Here is an 18,642-nt window from a genome sequence, read left to right on the forward strand (position 1 = left end):
AGGTAAGATATGCTGCGTAAATTTTTCTCGTACTATAAACCGTATAAAGGTTTATTTATACTCGACTTTTCTTGTGCGGTTGTCGCAGGATTATTAGAACTCGGCTTCCCGCTTATCGTAAATCAATTTATTGATAAGTTATTGCCAGGGCAAAACTGGACGCTTATTTTATGGGCTTGTTTCGGTTTACTCGCAGTTTATATGTTAAATGCAGGCTTACAATATGTCGTTACATATTGGGGACATATGCTTGGTGTTAACATTGAAACAGATATGAGGCAGAAATTATTTGATCATATTCAAAAGCTATCATTCAGATTTTTTGATAATAATAAAACTGGTCATTTAATTTCACGCCTTACAAACGATTTAATGGAAATTGGGGAAATTGCTCACCATGGACCAGAAGATCTATTTATCGCCGTAATGACTTTAGTTGGGGCATTCTCATTTATGATGATGATCAACTGGAAGTTAGCGTTATTAACGTTCTTCGTCATTCCATTCCTATTATGGTTAGCACTTTACTTTAATAAAAAAATGACAGGTACATTTAGACGTTTATTCTCAGACGTTGCTGATTTTAATGCATGCATTGAGAACAATGTTGGGGGAATTCGTGTTGTACAAGCATTCGGAAATGAAAAGTTTGAGAAAGAGCAATTTGCTGTCAACAACGCTCGTTTCCGTACAACGAAATTAATGGCGTATAAAATTATGGCGTTAAATTCATCGATTAGTTATATGCTCATGCGGCTCGTAACGCTCTTCGTCTTAATATGCGGTACATGGTTTGTTCTGCAAGGAGAATTAACGTACGGTGGATTTATCGGATTCGTTCTATTAACGAATATTTTCTTCCGCCCAATTGAAAAAATTAACGCGGTAATCGAAAGCTATCCGAAGGGAATCGCCGGTTTTAAAAGATATGTAGAGCTTCTTGAAACAGAGCCTGACATTGTAGACTCTAAAGATGCAATGGAAGTTAAACATGTACATGGTGATATTCAATATAACAACATTACGTTCGGATATGAAAATAAAGAACCAATTTTAAATGACATTAGTTTGAAAATACATGCAGGTGAAACGGTTGCGTTCGTTGGACCATCAGGAGCTGGGAAAACGACGTTATGTAGCCTATTACCACGTTTTTATGAGCAATCATCTGGATCAATTCAAATTGATGGGATTGATACGAAAGATATGACATTATCTTCACTTCGTAAGCAAATTGGAATCGTGCAGCAAGACGTGTTCTTATTTTCAGGAACAATTCGTGAAAATATCGCTTACGGAAATTTAAAGGCATCAGAGCCTGAAATTTGGCAGGCGGTAAAACGTGCGCAGTTAGAAGATTTAATTTACTCACAGCCGGAAGGTTTAGATACTGTTATCGGTGAGCGCGGCGTGAAACTTTCAGGTGGACAAAAGCAGCGTCTAGCTATTGCTCGTATGTTCTTGAAAAACCCGCCAATTTTAATATTGGATGAAGCAACTTCTGCACTAGATACAGAGACAGAACTTGCGATTCAAAAATCGCTTGCTGAATTAGCTGTCGGTCGCACAACGCTAGTTATCGCTCACAGACTTGCAACGATTAAAAATGCAGATCGCATCGTCGTTGTAAATAAAGATGGCATTGCAGAACAAGGTTCACATAATGAATTAATTGAGCAAGGCGGAGGATACAGTAGGTTATACGAAGCTCAGTTTAGTTCGTAAATATAATTTGTACTGAATTAGTGCACCATAAGTAGGTAAAAATCTCATATGGGAGGCTATAAAGTATGATTGTAACAACAACGTCTACAATTCAAGGAAAAGAAATTATTGAGTATATCGATATCGTCAATGGAGAAGCGATTATGGGTGCGAATATCGTTCGTGACCTTTTCGCTTCTGTTCGTGACGTTGTCGGTGGTCGTGCTGGCGCTTATGAAAGTAAATTAAAAGAAGCACGCGACATCGCAATGGAAGAGATGAAAACTTTCGCAAGACAAAAAAATGCAAATGCAATTGTTGGTATCGACGTGGATTACGAAGTAGTTCGCGAAGGTATGTTAATGGTTGCGGTGAGCGGGACTGCTGTCCGCATATAAAGTAAAAAGCCGTGCTGATGCACGGCTTTTTACTTTGTATGTCGAAGTTTCAATATTTCTTGGGAAATGTGGAAGGCCCCGTCGATATATAGGGAAGACATTAGAGCGCTTCTTTACATTTTTGAATTTGAGTTAATAATTTTGCGTATTCTTGTTCGAGAGATGTGATGTCATCGTGATGATTTGGAATGGAAATCCGGCCGATGACTTCTGTTAATTTTGTTTGTAATCGTAACAATTCTTGCTCAGTAACGTTTACAGAAGCTCCGGTGGTTCTTTTTGTGTATTGCTCGTAATTACCGTGGAAGATTCTTGGTTCACTCTCATCTACTTGTAGAATATGGTCTGCAACAGAGCGAATAAAGGCACGGTCATGGCTAATGAAAAGTATTGTGCCAGGATATTCTTGTAACATGGTTTCTAATTCTTCTTGCGTTGCTAAGTCTAAATAGTTTGTCGGTTCATCTAGCAGAAGCATATTATAGTTTCCTAAAAATACTTTTGCCAGTGCAACCTTCATTCGTTCACCCCCGCTTAGAACGTGCACAGGTTTATGAACATCCTCACGGCGGAATAGAAGTCGTGCAAGTATTGTGCGAACGAATGCTTCTGTATAGTTTGTTTCTTCTAGAACATTTTCTAAAATGGTTTTATCTGTTTTTAAAATAGATAATGTTTGTTCGAAGTATCCAATTTTACAACTTTTCGATAGCTGCATGCCACGCTCGTTTGTGAGAAGCATGTTGAACAAAGTGGTTTTTCCGCTTCCATTTGCCCCTAAAACGGCAAGCTTTGCACCAGGGGCAATAGTTCCATTCATATTTTTAAATAGTGTGCGGTCGCCTATTTTCTTTGTTGCTTTATTGAATTGTACTGCCACCTTACTATGAATGGGAGTATGGTATTGCACGTCAAATTGAGCTTGAGAAAGATCCTTTGGCTTTTCCTTCTTTTCTAGTTTTTCGAGACGTGTCTCTAATGCCTTCGCTGCTTTGCTAACCTGTTCTTGGCCATGAGCCCCACTTAACCTATAAAGTCTAGATTCAGATGAACTGAACCGCGTTGGGATTTTTGTCATGTTAGAAGCACGTTGCTTTCTTTGTAGAATGGACTGTTCTAAACGATTTTTTTCTTGTACATATTGCTCATATTCTGCTTGTTTTTGTATTCGTTCACGTTCTTTTTGTTTTCGATAGTTTGAATAATTCCCTTTGTACTCTTGAATAGTACCGTCTTCAATTTCAATAATTTTGGTACATATATTATCTAGAAATTCACGATCATGCGATATTAAAACAAGTGCTCCTTTATAAGATGAAAGTGCCTTTTCTAATTGCTCTGTACCGACCATATCTAAGTGGCTTGTTGGTTCATCAGCGAATAAAATGCCTGCATTTTGTTCGAGAGCATGGGCGATCTTTAGCCGCATTCGTTCACCGCCGCTCATTGCGTCGGTAACGTTTGAAATACTCCATTTTCCTTTTGCAAGAGAAGAAGCAGTTTCCGGTAGTTCTTCGCTAAGCTGAGGAATGATGCTGATAGAACTATGATGAGTTACTATGCCTCTGTCAGCTTCTATTTCTTTACTTAATATTTGTAATAACGTAGATTTACCAGCTCCGTTGACTCCGACAATTCCTATGCGATCCTGTGCTTGAATTTCCAGTGATGGTAATGTAAATAGTGTGCGATCACCAAAGCTCTTTTCAATATTACTTGCGAATAAAATAGTCATAAAAAAACCTCCCTAGTTTCACTAGAGAGGATAAACGTCGCCCTTGTATGTAAAAAATCGTACATAAATAAACGATTTTTTACATGATCGTTTCGAAAGAAAGTATCGACAAATGGACAGACTAATCCCCTGCTAGTTTTCATCATTTTTGTTCACTATTTGTGATGGATGAAATAAATAAGAGAATTAGAACTTCATTGGTCAAAGTACCTTCCTTTCATAATATTACTTTTATTGTATGCGCATACAAAAGGGTTTGTCAAACTTATTTCTGTTCGCTATTTTTGAATGTATCATTATACAATTGTGCTTTTGCCAGCGCCTCAGCATCGTTTTTAATTTCATCCAGTCCATTCGCATTCCCAATAACATAACCTTCAAATGAAGAGCCAACAAAATCAAAGATATATTGGAATTGAGCAATAAGCGGTAATGCTTTTACCTTTGGGTTGTCCCCGCCAACGATGACAACATACATTTTTTTGCCTTTCATTTTTTCTTTGAAATGAAGAGATGTATCGCGCAAGCTTTGTGACCAGCGATCAACAAAATTTTTCATATGTCCACTCATTCCGTACCAATATAATGGTGTAGCAAAGATAATCGTGTCGTGCTCTAGCATGCGGTTGGTTAACTGCTTATAGTCATCATTTACAGGTTGGAATCCTTCTGCATCATGACGTTGGTCTGTAATAGGATAGACGGTATGATCACGCAAATAAATTTGTTCTGTTTCAATGTCCTCTATCATCATATGTGTTAAAGCTTCTGTATTTCCGTTTTGTCTTGAACTGCCATGTATAACAAACATGTAATCATCCCTTTTCTTTTGCATGTTTTAGGAGTGAAACGTGTTTTTGCAAATTCGTTTGGATGTTGGAAAGCAATGAGATTTGCTTTGTTACTTCATTGAGTTTATCTTCGTAAAGCGTAAGGATACTGCTGCACGGATTGTCGTACAGGTGCGGTTCAATTTCAAGGCAGCGCAGCATCCTTGCCGTCTCTTCTAAATTTAAGCCAATTTGTAAGTACATTTGAATAAGCTCCACTTTTTCGATGGCACTTTCATCAAAATCACGGTAACCATTTGCAAGGCGCTTAGAAGGGAGTAAGCCCTTTTCTTCGTAATGTCTTAGTGATCTTTCACTAACGCCAGTTTCTTTTGATAATTCTCCAATTCGCAATGTATTTCACTCCTTTTACATGTATTGTAAACCTTCACACTAATGTGAAGGTCAACTCTGTTTTTTCGCAAAAGAATCTACATGATTTAAGAACACTTGAATGGCTTTAGATGGAATGAAATATTTACCGCGCACGATGGAGAACGGACGGATTAGTTGTTCATTTGGAACTTCGACGTGGAATAGTTCTTTTGCTAGTAGCTCTTTCCGTACAGTCCAATCAGAAAGGATAGCGATGCCAAGCCCAGCACTAACAGCTTCCTTTACGCTTTGGATACTACTGAATGTAAAGAATCGTTTCATTTTTAAATGGTGTTGATGAATAAAGCGGTCACTATAAGCGCGTGTACCAGAACCACTTTCTCTTAATACCCATACTTGATCTTGGAGTGTCCTTTCATTTATTTCATTTGTGCGGAGTAATGGATGATTTGGCGGGACGACGAGCTTCATTTCATCTTGCATAAATGTTTCAACATCTACGTCGGCGTATACGACTTGTCCTTCCACTAGGCCGATATCAATTTGATTAGAGCGAAGGCTTTGCAAAACGTCTTCTGTATTTGAGATGAAAGTATGAACTTCGACGTGTGGATTTTCATTCGCATAGTTAGCCAGTATTTTTGGAAGTAAGTATTCGCCAATTGTAAAACTAGCACCAATGCGAAGTGTTCCTGTTACAACGTTATGTAGTTCATTAATTTCTTGTTTCGCATCTTCGTAAAGAGAGAGCATTTGCTTTGCATGTATATATAATATGTTTCCAGCTTCAGTAACTTGGACGTGCTTCGGGGAGCGTTGAATAAGTGTAGTGCCAAATTCGTTTTCTAAGTTGCGTATATGCATACTTACTCCAGGCTGTGAAAGGTTTAATAATTCTGCTGCACGGGAGAAGTGTTTCTGTTCAACGACAGTAACAAAAATTTTTAAAATGTCTACGTTCATATAATGGGCTCCTTTCTTTTTCTATCATCTTATCATAAGTATTTCTAATGATAGATATTTGGTATTGGTATTAAACTTATTATAGAAACTCTCTTATAATGTAAGTAGAAAGAACATGCATGTTCCAATACGATTATTGGAGTGGTTCAAAATGGAACAAACACTTGTTATACAAAAGAAGAAGCGTTTTGGATTTTCGCAAGGAATTGGGATTACATTATTAATCGCAATTGCCGCGAAATATTTAGCAGAGCTTCCATTTTTAAATATTATGGGACAATTAGTAATTGCTATTCTAATTGGGATGGTTTGGCGCGCTGCAATTGGAGTCCCTCAAGATGCGATTGCAGGGACGAACTTTGCGAGTAAGAAGTTGCTGCGCTTTGGAATCATCTTACTTGGAATGCGATTAAATCTTGTTGATATTGCGAAGGCAGGGCCGAAAGTATTGGTCATCGCAGCGGTTGTTATTACATTTACGATTTTCGTTGTATATGGACTAACGAAAGTATTTAAGGTAGAAAAGAAACTTGGGATTTTAACAGCATGTGGTACAGCAATTTGCGGGGCGGCAGCGGTCGTGGCAATTGCGCCGCAAGTGAAAGCAAAAGATGATGAAACGGCAGTTGGGGCTGCAATTATTGCTATTTTAGGTACGATATTTACGCTTATTTATACGTTATTATATCCAGTGCTTGGCCTATCTCCATATGGTTACGGTGTATTCTCAGGGGCCACGCTGCATGAAATTGCTCATGTTATCGCAGCTGCGGCGCCAGGAGGAAGTACAGCTGTAGACATCGCAGTTATCGTGAAGTTAACGCGCGTTGCAATGCTCGTACCAGTAGCAATTTTAATTGGATTATGGTTTGGAAAGAGTGAAGGAAGCAAGGAAAAAAGATCGTGGCGTGATCTTCCGATTCCGTGGTTCATTTTCGGATTTTTAGCGATGAGTGCAGTGCATTCGCTCGGGATTATTCCAGAAGTTGTTGCGGGATACATTGTTGTCATTGCTTATATGCTAATCGCAATGGCGATGGCAGGACTTGGTTTAAATGTAGAGTTTAAAACGTTCCGTAAGTTAGGAAGCAAAGCGTTCGTGGCGGGGCTGATTGGCTCGGTTTGCTTATCGGTTCTTGGATACGTTCTTGTATATGCGCTAGGATTTATGTAGTAGAGGAGAAAGCTGTTCCCGAAGGTATTTGGGGACAGCTTTTTCTTATGATTATAGTAGCGCTACGGATGTCGATATTTGTCGGTAAGTCGATATATTTAAAAAATCGCCGATATAAATGGAGTTGCGCTGATATATTTAAAAAATCGCTGATATAAATTGAATTACTCTTGTACTTCGTTAGAGTAGATGTTTAATGAAATATTTTTCTAAAATTTGTAAAGATATCTTTACTTATAACTGGAAAATATTTATAATTTAAGTAAAGATATCTTTACTTTTGAAGGTGGAGCCTATGGGTGTGAAAAATAAAATAAAAGAGTTAAGAAAGCAAAATCATATAACGCAAGTTGAAATGGCAAAGGCGATGCAAGTGACGCGGCAGACGATAGTGGCGATTGAAAACCATCATTACAATCCGAGTCTAGAGTTATCTTTAAAAATCGCCAAGTATTTTGGAGTGAAGGTGGAGGAAATATTTACGCTGGAGTAAGGAGAAAGAAAATAAATGATAAGCTTGAGAGATTTCAATTAGAGTAAACGTTTAAATATATAAGGATTGGTTTTGATTTATTAATTAGTATCGCATCAACGAGCGTGTTAGCAACAAAGAATAATAGATAGAAAAAGGGGAACTGGGATGGGATTACCGGTATTATGTGTCGCTACGGCTATTTTTGCTTTGTTTTGGGGAATGCAGAACTTCTCTCGTAATCCAGTACCGAGTATTTGTATTATGCTTGGCACTGTAGGTTTATCATATTATTTATTAGTGTCAGCTCATTATCATAAAACAGCAACGAGTGTTGTCGTTGGAGCACTTATTTTATTTTGTGGGCGCGCTGTACAAAAAGGATTACTTCCGTAAAAGCTGTTTATACGAAGAGTATAAACAGCTTTTTGTATTTTTTTAACAAAACGCTTGAAAGTTACGTAACGTCATCTTTTATAATGAGAGGGAAGAGGTGATGGTAGTGATTTCAATACAAGAATTGACGAAAGAAACAGGGGTTACAGTACGTACACTACGTTATTATGATCAAATAGATTTATTAAAGCCGAGCGGAAAAACAGAGGGTGGACATCGTTTATATAGTGAAGCTGACGTAATACGTCTCCAACAAATTTTATTTTTAAAGGAAATGGGATTTTCATTAAAAGAGTCTGCGAATATGTTAGTAAAAGGTGAGCTTAACTTAAAGGATTCGCTTGAAAAACAACTTCGATTTGTACAGGAAGAACAAAAGAAATTCAATCGAATGGAGCGCGTTTTACAAGCAGTTGTTTATTCGGTAGATGTGGAGGGAGAGCTCGATTGGAAAGTTATGTTTGAACTGATCCAGCTTTCGAAACAGTCTTCTCGTATACGTGAAATATTTCAAAATGATGTATTTTCAAAGGAAGAACAAAAATTGCTTCATAATTTGCCAAATATGAGTGAAGAAAATCCGAATGTTTTAGAGTGGGTAGATTTATTAAAGCAATTTCGCACTTTTATGAAAGATTGTAAAGAAACTGCAAATGATGAGGTACAACGGGCAACGAAGAGATTAATGCAGAAGTGTTTAGAAATGGCCAATGGTGATGAAGCATTTTTAGATAAGTTATGGGAAGTTAGAAAATCGAAGGAAGATTCACAGAAAATGAGCATGTATCCAATTGAAGAAGAACTTTTATTATATATGGATGAAGCTTTTCGTATATATGATGAAAAGGAGAAGGATAAATGAGTATACTTGCAGAATATCGTTGGTATTTTTTAATTGGGGCAGAAATTGTATTTTGGTTATCAGCTATCGGTTTCTTTTTACTCCGTTACGGATTCCGTTTGAAGAAGGCAAGCTTTATTATGGGGATTGTACTACTCATAAATGAAGTATTTATTTTAACTTTAGGGGTAGTGGACTATTATCAAACAGGAAAGTTCTCTAACTTTCAAATCATTACGGTAATTATTTTATTGTATGCAGTTTTCTACGGGAAAAAGGATTTAAAGAAGCTTGATATATTTGTACAAAAATCAGTTGCGAAATGGCGTAATGAACCGGCGCCTATTATTGAAGAACAGGTAGAATTAACAGGTATGGCCTATGCAAAGCAGGAAATAAAAAATTGGGTATTACATCTTGTTTTATTCGTTGGTGTGCACATATTCTTTTTCTTCGCGTATGGATTTATTCCATTTGAACAATGGGGTAATTGGTTAGAATCGGGAATCGTTTTAAATAAAGCTGCAAGTCGCGTGAGTCAAGTGTGGGCGATTATATTTTTAGTTGATACAGCGATTTCATTTTCATATGTGATTTTTCCGAAGAAGGAGAAAGGAAAAGAAAAGCTACTTTCATAGTTGAAAGTAGCTTTTCTGGTATACAAATAATTTTTATAGGAGGGGATGACAATAGGAAAAAGAACCAGTTTTATAAGTCTATTTCTCTTTAGTTTAGTAGCATGTTCACCATCTAGCACTACAATTGATAAGAAGAATGATGTCATTGTAAAGGAAGCAGGAATTCTCAATCTAGATAAATTTGAAAAGTTCGTTTTGAATGTCGAGCAAAGGGAAGTTGATAAAATAAGAATTGTACAGTATACCCTTGAAGGGGACCCGATTTTTCAAACGTTAGAGTATAGTGGGAACGATATATTTTATGTGTCAGATAATAGAAAAGACAAATTTGCTGGGAAGGATAAAGGGTTATATAAAGATAGTTGTAAAAGTATTATTAAAGAGCAGCGCGAATCAGAAAGTACTTATCGGCTAATAGATTGTATGAATGAAGCTGGGCGCAATGGATATGACTTAGTATATGTACCTAAAAAATAGAACTAGTAGAGGAAGGAGGTATTTACTCCTTCCTTTTTTTATGTGTATATTGTCGAAAACTTTACCGAATATCTGTTCGTTTTTTTAGGTTTTTTATAGGTATTCGTGGTAAAATAATAATACAGATTTTTATGAGGAGGTCGGATTTTCTTGGAACGTCAATTTGAAATTGTCTCAGCGTATTCCCCGCAAGGTGATCAGCCGGTAGCTATAGAGAAGCTTGTAGAGGGAATTAATAGTGGAAAGAAAAAGCAAGTGTTGCTTGGAGCGACAGGAACGGGTAAGACATTTACGATTTCAAATGTCATTAAAGAAGTGCAAAAGCCAACACTTGTTATGGCTCATAATAAAACGTTAGCAGGGCAGTTGTATAGTGAGTTGAAAGACTTTTTCCCGAATAATGCAGTTGAATATTTTGTTAGTTACTACGATTATTATCAGCCAGAAGCGTATGTGCCGCAAACAGATACGTTTATTGAAAAAGATGCGCAGATTAATGATGAAATTGATAAATTGCGTCACTCGGCAACGTCTGCATTATTTGAACGGGACGATGTAATTATCGTTGCGAGTGTTTCGTGTATATATGGCTTAGGTTCTCCAGAAGAATACCGCGAGCTAGTTGTTTCGCTTCGAGTTGGTATGGAAAAAGACCGCAATCAATTGCTTCGTGAACTTGTTGATGTACAGTATGGACGTAATGATATTGATTTCAAGCGTGGTACATTCCGTGTACGCGGAGATGTAGTTGAAATCTTCCCGGCATCACTTGATGAGCATTGTATTCGAATTGAATTTTTCGGTGATGAAATCGATCGTATTCGTGAAGTAAATGCGTTAACAGGTGAAGTATTAGCAGAACGTGATCATGTAGCAATCTTCCCAGCATCTCACTTCGTTACACGTGAAGAGAAAATGAAGGTCGCTATTGAAAATATCGAAAAAGAATTAGAAGAGCGTTTAAAGGAGTTAAATGATAACGGTAAGTTGTTAGAAGCGCAGCGTATAGAGCAACGTACACGTTATGATTTAGAAATGATGCGCGAGATGGGCTTTTGTTCAGGTATTGAAAACTACTCCCGTCATTTAACACTTCGTCCAGCGGGGGCAACGCCGTATACGTTATTAGACTATTTCCCGAAAGATTTCTTAATCGTTATGGATGAGTCGCACGTATCAGTACCGCAAGTAAGAGCGATGTATAACGGTGACCAAGCACGTAAACAAGTGCTTGTGGATCATGGATTCCGTCTGCCATCGGCTCTAGATAATAGACCGCTTATGTTTGATGAGTTTGAAGAGAAAACAAATCAAGTTATTTATGTTTCAGCAACGCCAGGACCGTACGAGTTAGAGCAGTCACCAGAAGTAATAGAACAAATTATTCGTCCAACAGGACTTTTAGATCCGCCAATTGATATACGACCAATTGAAGGGCAAATTGACGATTTATTAGGAGAGATTCAAGATCGCATTGCAAAAAATGAACGTGTATTAATTACGACTTTAACGAAGAAAATGTCAGAGGATTTAACGGATTACTTAAAAGATGTAGGAATTAAAGTTAACTATCTTCACTCTGAAATTAAAACGTTAGAACGTATTGAAATTATCCGTGATCTTCGCCTCGGTAAATTTGATGTACTTGTCGGCATTAACTTATTACGAGAAGGATTAGATATTCCGGAAGTATCACTTGTAGCTATTTTAGATGCTGATAAGGAAGGGTTCTTGCGTTCAGAACGTTCATTAATTCAAACAATCGGTCGTGCCGCGCGTAATGAAAACGGCCGCGTTATTATGTATGCAGATCGTATAACGAAATCTATGGGAATTGCGATTGAAGAAACGAAGCGTCGTCGTAGTATACAAGAAGCTTACAATGAAGAGCATGGTATTACGCCGAAAACGATTCAAAAAGGCGTTCGTGATGTTATCCGTGCAACGACAGCTGCTGAAGAGACAGAAACATACGAAGCAACTCCTGCTAAGAAAATGACGAAAAAAGAGCGCGAAAAGACAATTGCGAAGATGGAAGCAGAGATGAAAGAAGCAGCAAAAGCGTTAGACTTCGAGCGTGCAGCTGAACTAAGAGATTTACTATTAGAATTAAAAGCGGAAGGGTGAAAAAAGTGAGTAAGAGCAAGGATTTTATCGTTGTAAAAGGTGCTAGAGCACATAACTTAAAAAATATTGATGTAACCATTCCGAGAAATCAGCTTGTCGTTGTAACGGGATTGTCTGGTTCGGGGAAATCATCATTAGCATTTGATACGATTTATGCAGAAGGGCAGCGCAGATACGTAGAATCATTATCTGCGTATGCGCGCCAGTTTTTAGGACAAATGGATAAGCCGGATGTGGACACGATTGAAGGATTGTCACCAGCGATTTCAATCGATCAAAAAACGACGAGTCGTAATCCACGTTCAACTGTCGGAACGGTAACGGAGATTTATGATTATTTACGTTTATTATTTGCGCGAATTGGTACGCCAATTTGTCCAAATCATGGGATTGAAATTACATCACAAACAGTAGAGCAGATGGTAGACCGTGTTCTTGAATATCCTGAACGTACGAAATTACAAGTGTTAGCTCCTATCGTGTCTGGGCGTAAAGGTGCACATGTGAAAGTACTTGAAGATATTAAGAAGCAAGGATATGTTCGTGTACGTGTTGATGGTGAAATGCTTGATGTATCTGAGGATATTACGTTAGATAAAAATAAGAAGCATTCCATTGAAGTTGTAATTGACCGTATTGTTGTAAAAGAAGGAATCGCAAGCCGTCTTGCTGATTCACTTGAAAGTGCATTAAAGCTTGGCGGAGGCCGAGTGTTAATTGATGTAATGGGAGAAGAGGAACTTCTATTTAGTGAACATCATGCTTGTCCGCATTGTGGTTTTTCAATCGGAGAATTAGAGCCGCGTATGTTCTCATTCAATAGTCCGTTCGGAGCATGTCCTTCTTGTGATGGACTTGGTTCAAAGCTAGAGGTAGATTTAGAGCTTGTTATCCCGAACTGGGATTTATCATTAAATGAACATGCAATTGCACCTTGGGAACCGACAAGTTCACAATATTACCCGCAACTTTTACAATCTGTATGTAATCACTACGGCGTTGATATGGATGTGCCTGTGAAAAATATACCGAAAGATTTATTTGATAAAGTGTTGTACGGAAGCGGGGAAGAGAAGGTTTATTTCCGCTATGTAAATGAATTTGGTCAAGTAAAGGAAAATGAGATTTTATTTGAAGGTGTTATTCCAAACATTGAACGTCGTTATCGTGAAACGAGCTCCGATTACATTCGTGAGCAAATGGAAAAGTATATGGCAGAACAAGCTTGTCCGAAGTGTAAAGGTGGACGCTTAAAGCCTGAGAGCTTAGCTGTATTTGTTGGCAATAAAACGATTGCTGACGTAACGAAGTATTCAGTTCAAGAAGTACAAGAATTCTTCTCGAATGTAGAGCTAACGGAGAAGCAACAAAAAATAGCTCATTTAATTTTAAGAGAAATTCAGGAGCGCGTTGGGTTCTTAGTGAACGTTGGTTTAGATTATTTAACGTTAAGTCGTGCCGCAGGAACTTTATCAGGTGGTGAGGCGCAGCGTATTCGTTTAGCGACGCAAATTGGTTCTCGTCTAACTGGCGTACTTTATATTCTTGATGAACCTTCAATTGGTTTACACCAGCGTGATAACGATCGTCTTATTCGTACATTGCAAGAAATGCGCGATTTAGGTAATACGTTAATTGTTGTTGAACATGATGAAGATACGATGATGGCTGCTGACTATTTACTTGATATAGGGCCTGGTGCAGGTATTCACGGTGGACAGGTCGTTTCAGCAGGGACGCCGGCTGAAGTTATGCAAGATGATAATTCATTAACAGGGAAGTATTTAAGCGGTAAAGAGTTTATTCCAGTTCCACTTGAAAGACGTAAAGGTGATGGACGTAAAGTAGAGATTGTCGGCGCAAAAGAGAATAACTTAAAGAATGCGAAAATGTCATTCCCGCTTGGTACGTTTGTAGCGGTAACAGGGGTATCTGGTTCTGGTAAAAGTACGATGATTAATGAAGTACTATATAAATCGCTAGCTCAAAAGTTATATAAAGCGAAAGCGAAGCCAGGTACTCATAAAGAGATTAAAGGTCTTGAACATTTAGATAAGGTAATTGATATTGATCAATCACCAATCGGTCGTACACCACGTTCTAATCCAGCGACGTATACAGGTGTATTCGATGATATTCGTGATGTGTTTGCACAAACGAATGAAGCGAAAGTGCGCGGATATCAAAAAGGACGTTTCAGCTTTAATGTAAAAGGTGGACGTTGTGAAGCGTGCCGTGGTGATGGAATTATTAAAATCGAAATGCACTTCTTACCAGACGTATACGTTCCGTGTGAAGTTTGTCATGGTAAACGTTACAACCGTGAAACGTTAGAAGTGAAATATAAAGATAAGAATATTTCTGAAGTGTTAGGGATGACAATTGAAGATGGAGTAGAGTTCTTCGCTAATATCCCAAAAATTAAGCGTAAACTTCAAACGCTTGTAGACGTTGGGCTTGGTTATATGAAATTAGGTCAACCAGCAACAACATTATCTGGTGGGGAAGCACAGCGTGTGAAATTAGCCTCTGAATTACACCGTCGTTCTACAGGACGTACGTTATACATTTTAGATGAACCAACGACTGGTTTGCATGCGCATGATATTGCACGTCTTCTAGAAGTGCTGCAACGTCTTGTTGAGAGCGGTGAGACGGTACTTGTAATTGAACATAATTTAGATGTGATAAAAACAGCTGATTATATAGTTGACCTTGGACCAGAGGGTGGAGATAAAGGTGGACAAATCGTTGCTTCCGGAACGCCAGAGCAAGTAGTGAAAGAAGAGCGCTCGTACACAGGTAAATATTTAAAAGAGATTTTAAATCGTGATAAAGCAAGAATGAAAGAGAAAATAAAAGAAGTAGAATTATCGCAATAAGTTTATTGATGAAAACCGGGTGGAAATGACGCTCGGTTTTTATTGTATAGGGGGAGAAGATGAAGTTTTTAGAGGTGTTAAGGAAGAAAAATATGAAAGTAAGAGAGTTTCGAAGTTGGGGTGTATATTTTCGAAAGCGCTGGGAGGATCACTTTGCAAATCATTTAAGTGATGAAGAAAAAGAAGACATTTTTCTTTATGGAGATAAGTATGGATGTGGGTATCTTTGGCACATATTTAGTTATGAGAAAAAGAAGTGTTTAGAGGGTAAAGAAGCAAAGAACGCGTTTCATAATGAAGTGAAAAAGGATTGCTACATTTTCTACCAACACTGTGATGAGGTACTGTTAATAAAGGATGCGAGTTTGTTACATATGGATGATATATTGTGTGAGAGGGACGATATGTATAAAGGTGATATCTATATTGTAGATAAGGAGTTCACTTGGACTTTTGTAAAAACTCATGAACATAGATGGTGCGGCCCTTATTTTACTAAGAAATGTTAGTAGGTATACAAGCATGAAAGATAGAATAAGTTGATATAAGTGTTCGTATCATACTTGCGTTTCTTATCTATTAGCGTATGATGAAATATATATGTTTAAAAGGATGTGTAACGAAATGAGATGGATTGTATCACTTCTTGTAAATAGCGTTGTGTTAATCGCTGTATCGGGACTTTTAAAAGGGATTGCACCAGATGCATTTTACGTAGCAAATATACAAACTGCAATTATTGCGAGTATTATATTGGCGGTTTTAAATGTGTTCGTAAAGCCATTTTTAATTTTAATTACGCTACCAATTACTGTTGTAACTTTCGGCTTCTTCTTAATTGTTATTAATGCGATTACGTTAAAAATAGCAGATTCATTATTAGGAGATGCTTTTAATATATCAGGATTTGGTGTAGCGATTGTTGCGGCAATTTGTATTTCAATTTTTAATATGATAATTGAAAAGGCAATTGTTGAGCCTCTATATGAAAAAAAGAGAAAGTGACAAAAAGAAAAACATTTCATTATTCGTATGAAATGTTTTTTTCTATTTATTAGAAACCGTATTTCTTGTTTTCAGAAAAAAATGGTACAATATCCGATAGAATGGAATTTCACATCAAACGAGACTGAACCCGCAGCGGAGTGGAGGTTTATACATATGCCGAAAGTAAGGACAAAAGATTTAATTGAACAATTTCAATTGGAGTTAATTAGTGGTGAAGAAGGTATTCATCGTCCAATTGATACAAGTGATTTATCACGACCTGGAATTGAAATGGCAGGATTTTTTACATACTATCCAGCAGATCGTGTGCAGCTTCTTGGTAAAACGGAGCTTACTTTCTTTGACACGTTAACGTCAGAGCAAAAACAAGAGAGAATGAAAGCGCTTTGTACTGAGGAGACGCCATGTATTATTGTAACTCGCAATCAAGATGTACCAGATGAGTTATTACAAGCATCACGTGAATCAGGTATGCCTTTATTACGTTCTTCTCAAACGACAACGAGATTATCAAGTCGTTTAACAAACTATTTAGAAGGTAAGTTAGCACCAACAACAGCTGTTCATGGTGTGTTAGTAGATATTTACGGCGTTGGTGTTTTAATTACAGGTCAAAGTGGTGTTGGTAAAAGTGAGACAGCTCTTGAGCTTGTAAAGCGTGGTCACCGTCTTGTTGCGGATGATAGTGTAGAAATTCGTCAAGAAGATGAAGACATGTTAGTCGGAAGTTCACCAGATTTAATTGAGCATTTATTAGAAATTCGTGGTCTAGGCATTATTAACGTTATGACGTTATTCGGTGCAGGGGCAGTGCGAAATTATAAGCGTATTACACTTGTTATTAATCTTGAAATTTGGGATCAAAAGAAAAATTACGATCGCTTAGGTCTTGATGAAGAGAAGATGAAAATTATTGATACAGAACTTACGAAGATTACACTTCCAGTTCGTCCTGGTCGAAACTTGGCTGTTATTATTGAAGTAGCAGCGATGAACTTCCGTTTGAAACGTATGGGAGTCAATGCAGCACAGCAGTTCTCTGAACGATTAATGAGTGCAATTGAGTTAGGAAATCAGGAGTAAACTTTGGAGAGGGAGGTCATATACATATGCTGTTAGCTTCTGTACCACAGCTTGACCGTGTAGCTATCCAACTTGGGCCGTTTCCTGTGTATTGGTACGGGATTATTATCGGTACAGGTGTGCTATTAGGTCTTTGGCTGGCAACTCGCGAGGGAGAAAGGCTAGGTATTCCAAAAGATACATTTGTTGACCTTGTATTAATTGCAGTACCGATCGCTATTCTTTTTGCGAGAATGTACTATGTTATTTTTGAATGGGAATATTACGCACAAAATCCGAGTCAAATTATTAATATTCGTCAAGGTGGTTTGGCGATTCATGGTGGTTTAATCGGAGCTGTTATTACCGGAATTCTTTTTGCGAAGCGACGCGGGGTTTCCTTCTGGAAGTTGGCTGATATTGCTGCACCAAGTATTTTACTAGGACAAGCAATTGGCCGATGGGGAAACTTTATGAACCAAGAGGCGCATGGTGATGAAGTAACGAGACAGTTTTTAGAAGGTCTTCATTTACCGGATTTCATTATTAATCAAATGTATATTGAGGGTGTGTACTATCATCCGACGTTTTTATATGAATCATTATGGAATTTTGCAGGTGTAATTTTACTACTTGCATTAAGAAAAGTGAATTTACGTCGCGGGGAGTTATTCTTCACATATTTAATTTGGTATTCAGTAGGACGCTTCTTCGTAGAAGGCTTACGTACAGATAGTTTAATGCTAGGACCACTTCGTATTGCACAAGTAATGTCAATTGGACTTGTTGTTATTTCTATTATTTTCATTATTGTGAGACGAAAAATGGGGCAAGCTGATAAAAGATATTTAGAAAATTAGAGACAAGTAGCATCTTATTATAAGATGCTGCTTCTTTCATATTCAGGAAGGCGAAAGGACTAAGGCGATGAGAATAAATACCGTGTTATTTGATTTAGATGGAACTTTAATTAATACAAATGAACTTATTATTTCTTCGTTTTTACATACTTTAAATACATATTATCCAAATCAATATAAGCGTGAAGATGTGTTGCCATTTATCGGTCCATCTTTGCATGATACTTTCAGCAAGATTGATGAAAGTAAGGTTGAAGAGATGATTACTAGCTATCGCAAATTTAACCATGATCATCATGATGAATTAGTAGAAGAATATGAAACTGTATATGAAACAGTTCGAGAGTTGAAGAAGCAAGGTTATAAAGTTGGTATTGTTACAACGAAAGCGAGACAAACCGTTGAGATGGGATTACAGTTGTCAAAGCTTGATGAATTTTTTGATGTTGTCGTGACAATTGATGATGTAGAGCATGTGAAACCACATCCGGAGCCACTTCAAAAAGCGCTTGAATTATTAGATGCAAAACCAGAAGAGGCATTGATGGTTGGGGATAATCATCATGATATTGTCGGTGGTCAAAATGCGGGGACGAAAACAGCTGCGGTTTCATGGACGTTGAAAGGTAGAGCGTATTTGGAGGCTTACAAGCCGGACTTTATGCTAGATAAAATGAGTGATTTGCTACCGATTTTGTCTAATATGAACCGTTCATAAAGGTTCAAGTAAGTTAGTAGA

The 18,642-nt window shown here is 37.6% G+C and carries 19 protein-coding genes; 15 read left to right on the plus strand and 4 right to left on the minus strand.

Translation table 11 applies throughout. The features are described from left to right. The first annotated feature begins 9 nt into the window (after positions 1-9). A complete protein-coding gene (locus tag AU379_RS19025; protein ID WP_000944624.1) occupies positions 10-1,725 on the plus strand; it encodes an ABC transporter ATP-binding protein in 1,716 nt (571 codons plus the stop codon). A gap of 65 nt (positions 1,726-1,790) precedes the next feature. Continuing rightward, positions 1,791-2,102 (plus strand): heavy metal-binding domain-containing protein, encoded by a 312-nt coding sequence (locus AU379_RS19030; RefSeq protein ID WP_000637523.1) that lies wholly within the window; start codon positions 1,791-1,793, stop codon positions 2,100-2,102. 100 nt (positions 2,103-2,202) lie between these two features. Here the strand turns inward: AU379_RS19030 and abc-f are convergent, their stop codons facing one another. The 4 genes from abc-f to AU379_RS19050 form a co-directional block, all read right to left on the minus strand. Further along, positions 2,203-3,837, minus strand: a complete 1,635-nt coding sequence (abc-f, locus tag AU379_RS19035; protein WP_000153779.1) for a ribosomal protection-like ABC-F family protein — start codon at positions 3,835-3,837, stop codon at positions 2,203-2,205. A 265-nt stretch (positions 3,838-4,102) separates the two neighbouring features. Continuing rightward, the gene (locus AU379_RS19040) at positions 4,103-4,648 is read right to left on the minus strand and encodes a flavodoxin family protein (RefSeq protein WP_030029315.1); all 546 of its coding nucleotides are present in this window, start codon (positions 4,646-4,648) and stop codon (positions 4,103-4,105) included. A gap of 4 nt (positions 4,649-4,652) precedes the next feature. After that, positions 4,653-5,021: a MerR family transcriptional regulator gene (locus AU379_RS19045; protein ID WP_001219199.1), complete on the minus strand. Its 369-nt coding sequence runs from the start codon at positions 5,019-5,021 to the stop codon at positions 4,653-4,655. Between the two features lie 51 nt (positions 5,022-5,072). Continuing rightward, positions 5,073-5,966 carry a LysR family transcriptional regulator gene (locus tag AU379_RS19050; RefSeq protein ID WP_061139630.1) on the minus strand — a complete coding sequence of 298 codons (894 nt, stop codon included), beginning with the start codon at positions 5,964-5,966 and terminating at the stop codon, positions 5,073-5,075. 151 nt (positions 5,967-6,117) lie between these two features. Here AU379_RS19050 and AU379_RS19055 point away from each other — a divergent pair, with 151 nt between their 5' ends. The 13 genes from AU379_RS19055 (at position 6,118) to ppaX (ending at position 18,621) form a co-directional block, all read left to right on the plus strand. After that, positions 6,118-7,140 carry a YeiH family protein gene (locus tag AU379_RS19055; RefSeq protein ID WP_000438439.1) on the plus strand — a complete coding sequence of 341 codons (1,023 nt, stop codon included), beginning with the start codon at positions 6,118-6,120 and terminating at the stop codon, positions 7,138-7,140. A 295-nt stretch (positions 7,141-7,435) separates the two neighbouring features. Next, positions 7,436-7,633, plus strand: a complete 198-nt coding sequence (locus AU379_RS19060) for a helix-turn-helix transcriptional regulator (protein WP_000538364.1) — start codon at positions 7,436-7,438, stop codon at positions 7,631-7,633. A 147-nt stretch (positions 7,634-7,780) separates the two neighbouring features. Then, entirely contained in the window at positions 7,781-8,008 is a 228-nt protein-coding gene (locus tag AU379_RS19065; RefSeq protein ID WP_000524125.1) for a hypothetical protein, read from the plus strand. Between the two features lie 100 nt (positions 8,009-8,108). After that, positions 8,109-8,870, plus strand: a complete 762-nt coding sequence (locus tag AU379_RS19070) for a MerR family transcriptional regulator (protein ID WP_061139631.1) — start codon at positions 8,109-8,111, stop codon at positions 8,868-8,870. Beyond that, positions 8,867-9,487 carry a hypothetical protein gene (locus AU379_RS19075; RefSeq protein ID WP_000025194.1) on the plus strand — a complete coding sequence of 207 codons (621 nt, stop codon included), beginning with the start codon at positions 8,867-8,869 and terminating at the stop codon, positions 9,485-9,487. Before AU379_RS19070 ends, AU379_RS19075 begins: the two co-directional genes overlap by 4 nt. Positions 9,488-9,532: 45 nt before the next feature. Then, a complete protein-coding gene (locus AU379_RS19080) occupies positions 9,533-9,964 on the plus strand; it encodes a DUF4362 domain-containing protein (RefSeq protein ID WP_000151999.1) in 432 nt (143 codons plus the stop codon). 150 nt (positions 9,965-10,114) lie between these two features. Next, on the plus strand, positions 10,115-12,091 hold the full coding sequence (gene uvrB / locus AU379_RS19085; RefSeq protein WP_000441054.1) for an excinuclease ABC subunit B: 1,977 nt from the start codon (positions 10,115-10,117) through the stop codon (positions 12,089-12,091). A gap of 5 nt (positions 12,092-12,096) precedes the next feature. Continuing rightward, a complete protein-coding gene (gene uvrA, locus AU379_RS19090) occupies positions 12,097-14,973 on the plus strand; it encodes an excinuclease ABC subunit UvrA (RefSeq protein WP_000045583.1) in 2,877 nt (958 codons plus the stop codon). A gap of 59 nt (positions 14,974-15,032) precedes the next feature. Continuing rightward, complete coding sequence (locus tag AU379_RS19095) at positions 15,033-15,482, plus strand: DUF4275 family protein (protein ID WP_000670208.1); 450 nt, start codon at positions 15,033-15,035, stop codon at positions 15,480-15,482. Between the two features lie 115 nt (positions 15,483-15,597). Beyond that, positions 15,598-15,978 carry a phage holin family protein gene (locus AU379_RS19100; RefSeq protein ID WP_001267308.1) on the plus strand — a complete coding sequence of 127 codons (381 nt, stop codon included), beginning with the start codon at positions 15,598-15,600 and terminating at the stop codon, positions 15,976-15,978. A gap of 156 nt (positions 15,979-16,134) precedes the next feature. Continuing rightward, on the plus strand, positions 16,135-17,064 hold the full coding sequence (gene hprK, locus AU379_RS19105) for an HPr(Ser) kinase/phosphatase (protein ID WP_001127250.1): 930 nt from the start codon (positions 16,135-16,137) through the stop codon (positions 17,062-17,064). 26 nt (positions 17,065-17,090) lie between these two features. Then, positions 17,091-17,903, plus strand: a complete 813-nt coding sequence (lgt, locus tag AU379_RS19110; RefSeq protein WP_000922848.1) for a prolipoprotein diacylglyceryl transferase — start codon at positions 17,091-17,093, stop codon at positions 17,901-17,903. Positions 17,904-17,970: 67 nt separating this feature from the next. Then, positions 17,971-18,621: a pyrophosphatase PpaX gene (gene ppaX, locus AU379_RS19115; protein WP_002097946.1), complete on the plus strand. Its 651-nt coding sequence runs from the start codon at positions 17,971-17,973 to the stop codon at positions 18,619-18,621. The last annotated feature ends 21 nt before the right edge of the window (positions 18,622-18,642 follow it).

It is taken from the genome of Bacillus sp. JH7, from assembly GCF_001563515.1.
GTDB classification, from domain to species: Bacteria; Bacillota; Bacilli; order Bacillales; family Bacillaceae_G; genus Bacillus_A; species Bacillus_A cereus.

Bases quoted from the DNA above. Each gene is read 5' to 3' on its own strand.
- AU379_RS19025 (WP_000944624.1), top strand. From the start codon at position 10: ATGCTGCGTAAATTTTTCTCGTACTATAAACCGTATAAAGGTTTATTT.
- AU379_RS19030 (WP_000637523.1), top strand. From the start codon at position 1,791: ATGATTGTAACAACAACGTCTACAATTCAAGGAAAAGAAATTATTGAG.
- abc-f (WP_000153779.1), bottom strand. From the start codon at position 3,837: ATGACTATTTTATTCGCAAGTAATATTGAAAAGAGCTTTGGTGATCGC.
- AU379_RS19040 (WP_030029315.1), bottom strand. From the start codon at position 4,648: ATGTTTGTTATACATGGCAGTTCAAGACAAAACGGAAATACAGAAGCT.
- AU379_RS19050 (WP_061139630.1), bottom strand. From the start codon at position 5,966: ATGAACGTAGACATTTTAAAAATTTTTGTTACTGTCGTTGAACAGAAA.
- AU379_RS19055 (WP_000438439.1), top strand. From the start codon at position 6,118: ATGGAACAAACACTTGTTATACAAAAGAAGAAGCGTTTTGGATTTTCG.
- AU379_RS19060 (WP_000538364.1), top strand. From the start codon at position 7,436: ATGGGTGTGAAAAATAAAATAAAAGAGTTAAGAAAGCAAAATCATATA.
- AU379_RS19065 (WP_000524125.1), top strand. From the start codon at position 7,781: ATGGGATTACCGGTATTATGTGTCGCTACGGCTATTTTTGCTTTGTTT.
- AU379_RS19070 (WP_061139631.1), top strand. From the start codon at position 8,109: ATGGTAGTGATTTCAATACAAGAATTGACGAAAGAAACAGGGGTTACA.
- AU379_RS19075 (WP_000025194.1), top strand. From the start codon at position 8,867: ATGAGTATACTTGCAGAATATCGTTGGTATTTTTTAATTGGGGCAGAA.
- AU379_RS19080 (WP_000151999.1), top strand. From the start codon at position 9,533: ATGACAATAGGAAAAAGAACCAGTTTTATAAGTCTATTTCTCTTTAGT.
- AU379_RS19095 (WP_000670208.1), top strand. From the start codon at position 15,033: ATGAAGTTTTTAGAGGTGTTAAGGAAGAAAAATATGAAAGTAAGAGAG.
- AU379_RS19100 (WP_001267308.1), top strand. From the start codon at position 15,598: ATGAGATGGATTGTATCACTTCTTGTAAATAGCGTTGTGTTAATCGCT.
- hprK (WP_001127250.1), top strand. From the start codon at position 16,135: ATGCCGAAAGTAAGGACAAAAGATTTAATTGAACAATTTCAATTGGAG.
- lgt (WP_000922848.1), top strand. From the start codon at position 17,091: ATGCTGTTAGCTTCTGTACCACAGCTTGACCGTGTAGCTATCCAACTT.
- ppaX (WP_002097946.1), top strand. From the start codon at position 17,971: ATGAGAATAAATACCGTGTTATTTGATTTAGATGGAACTTTAATTAAT.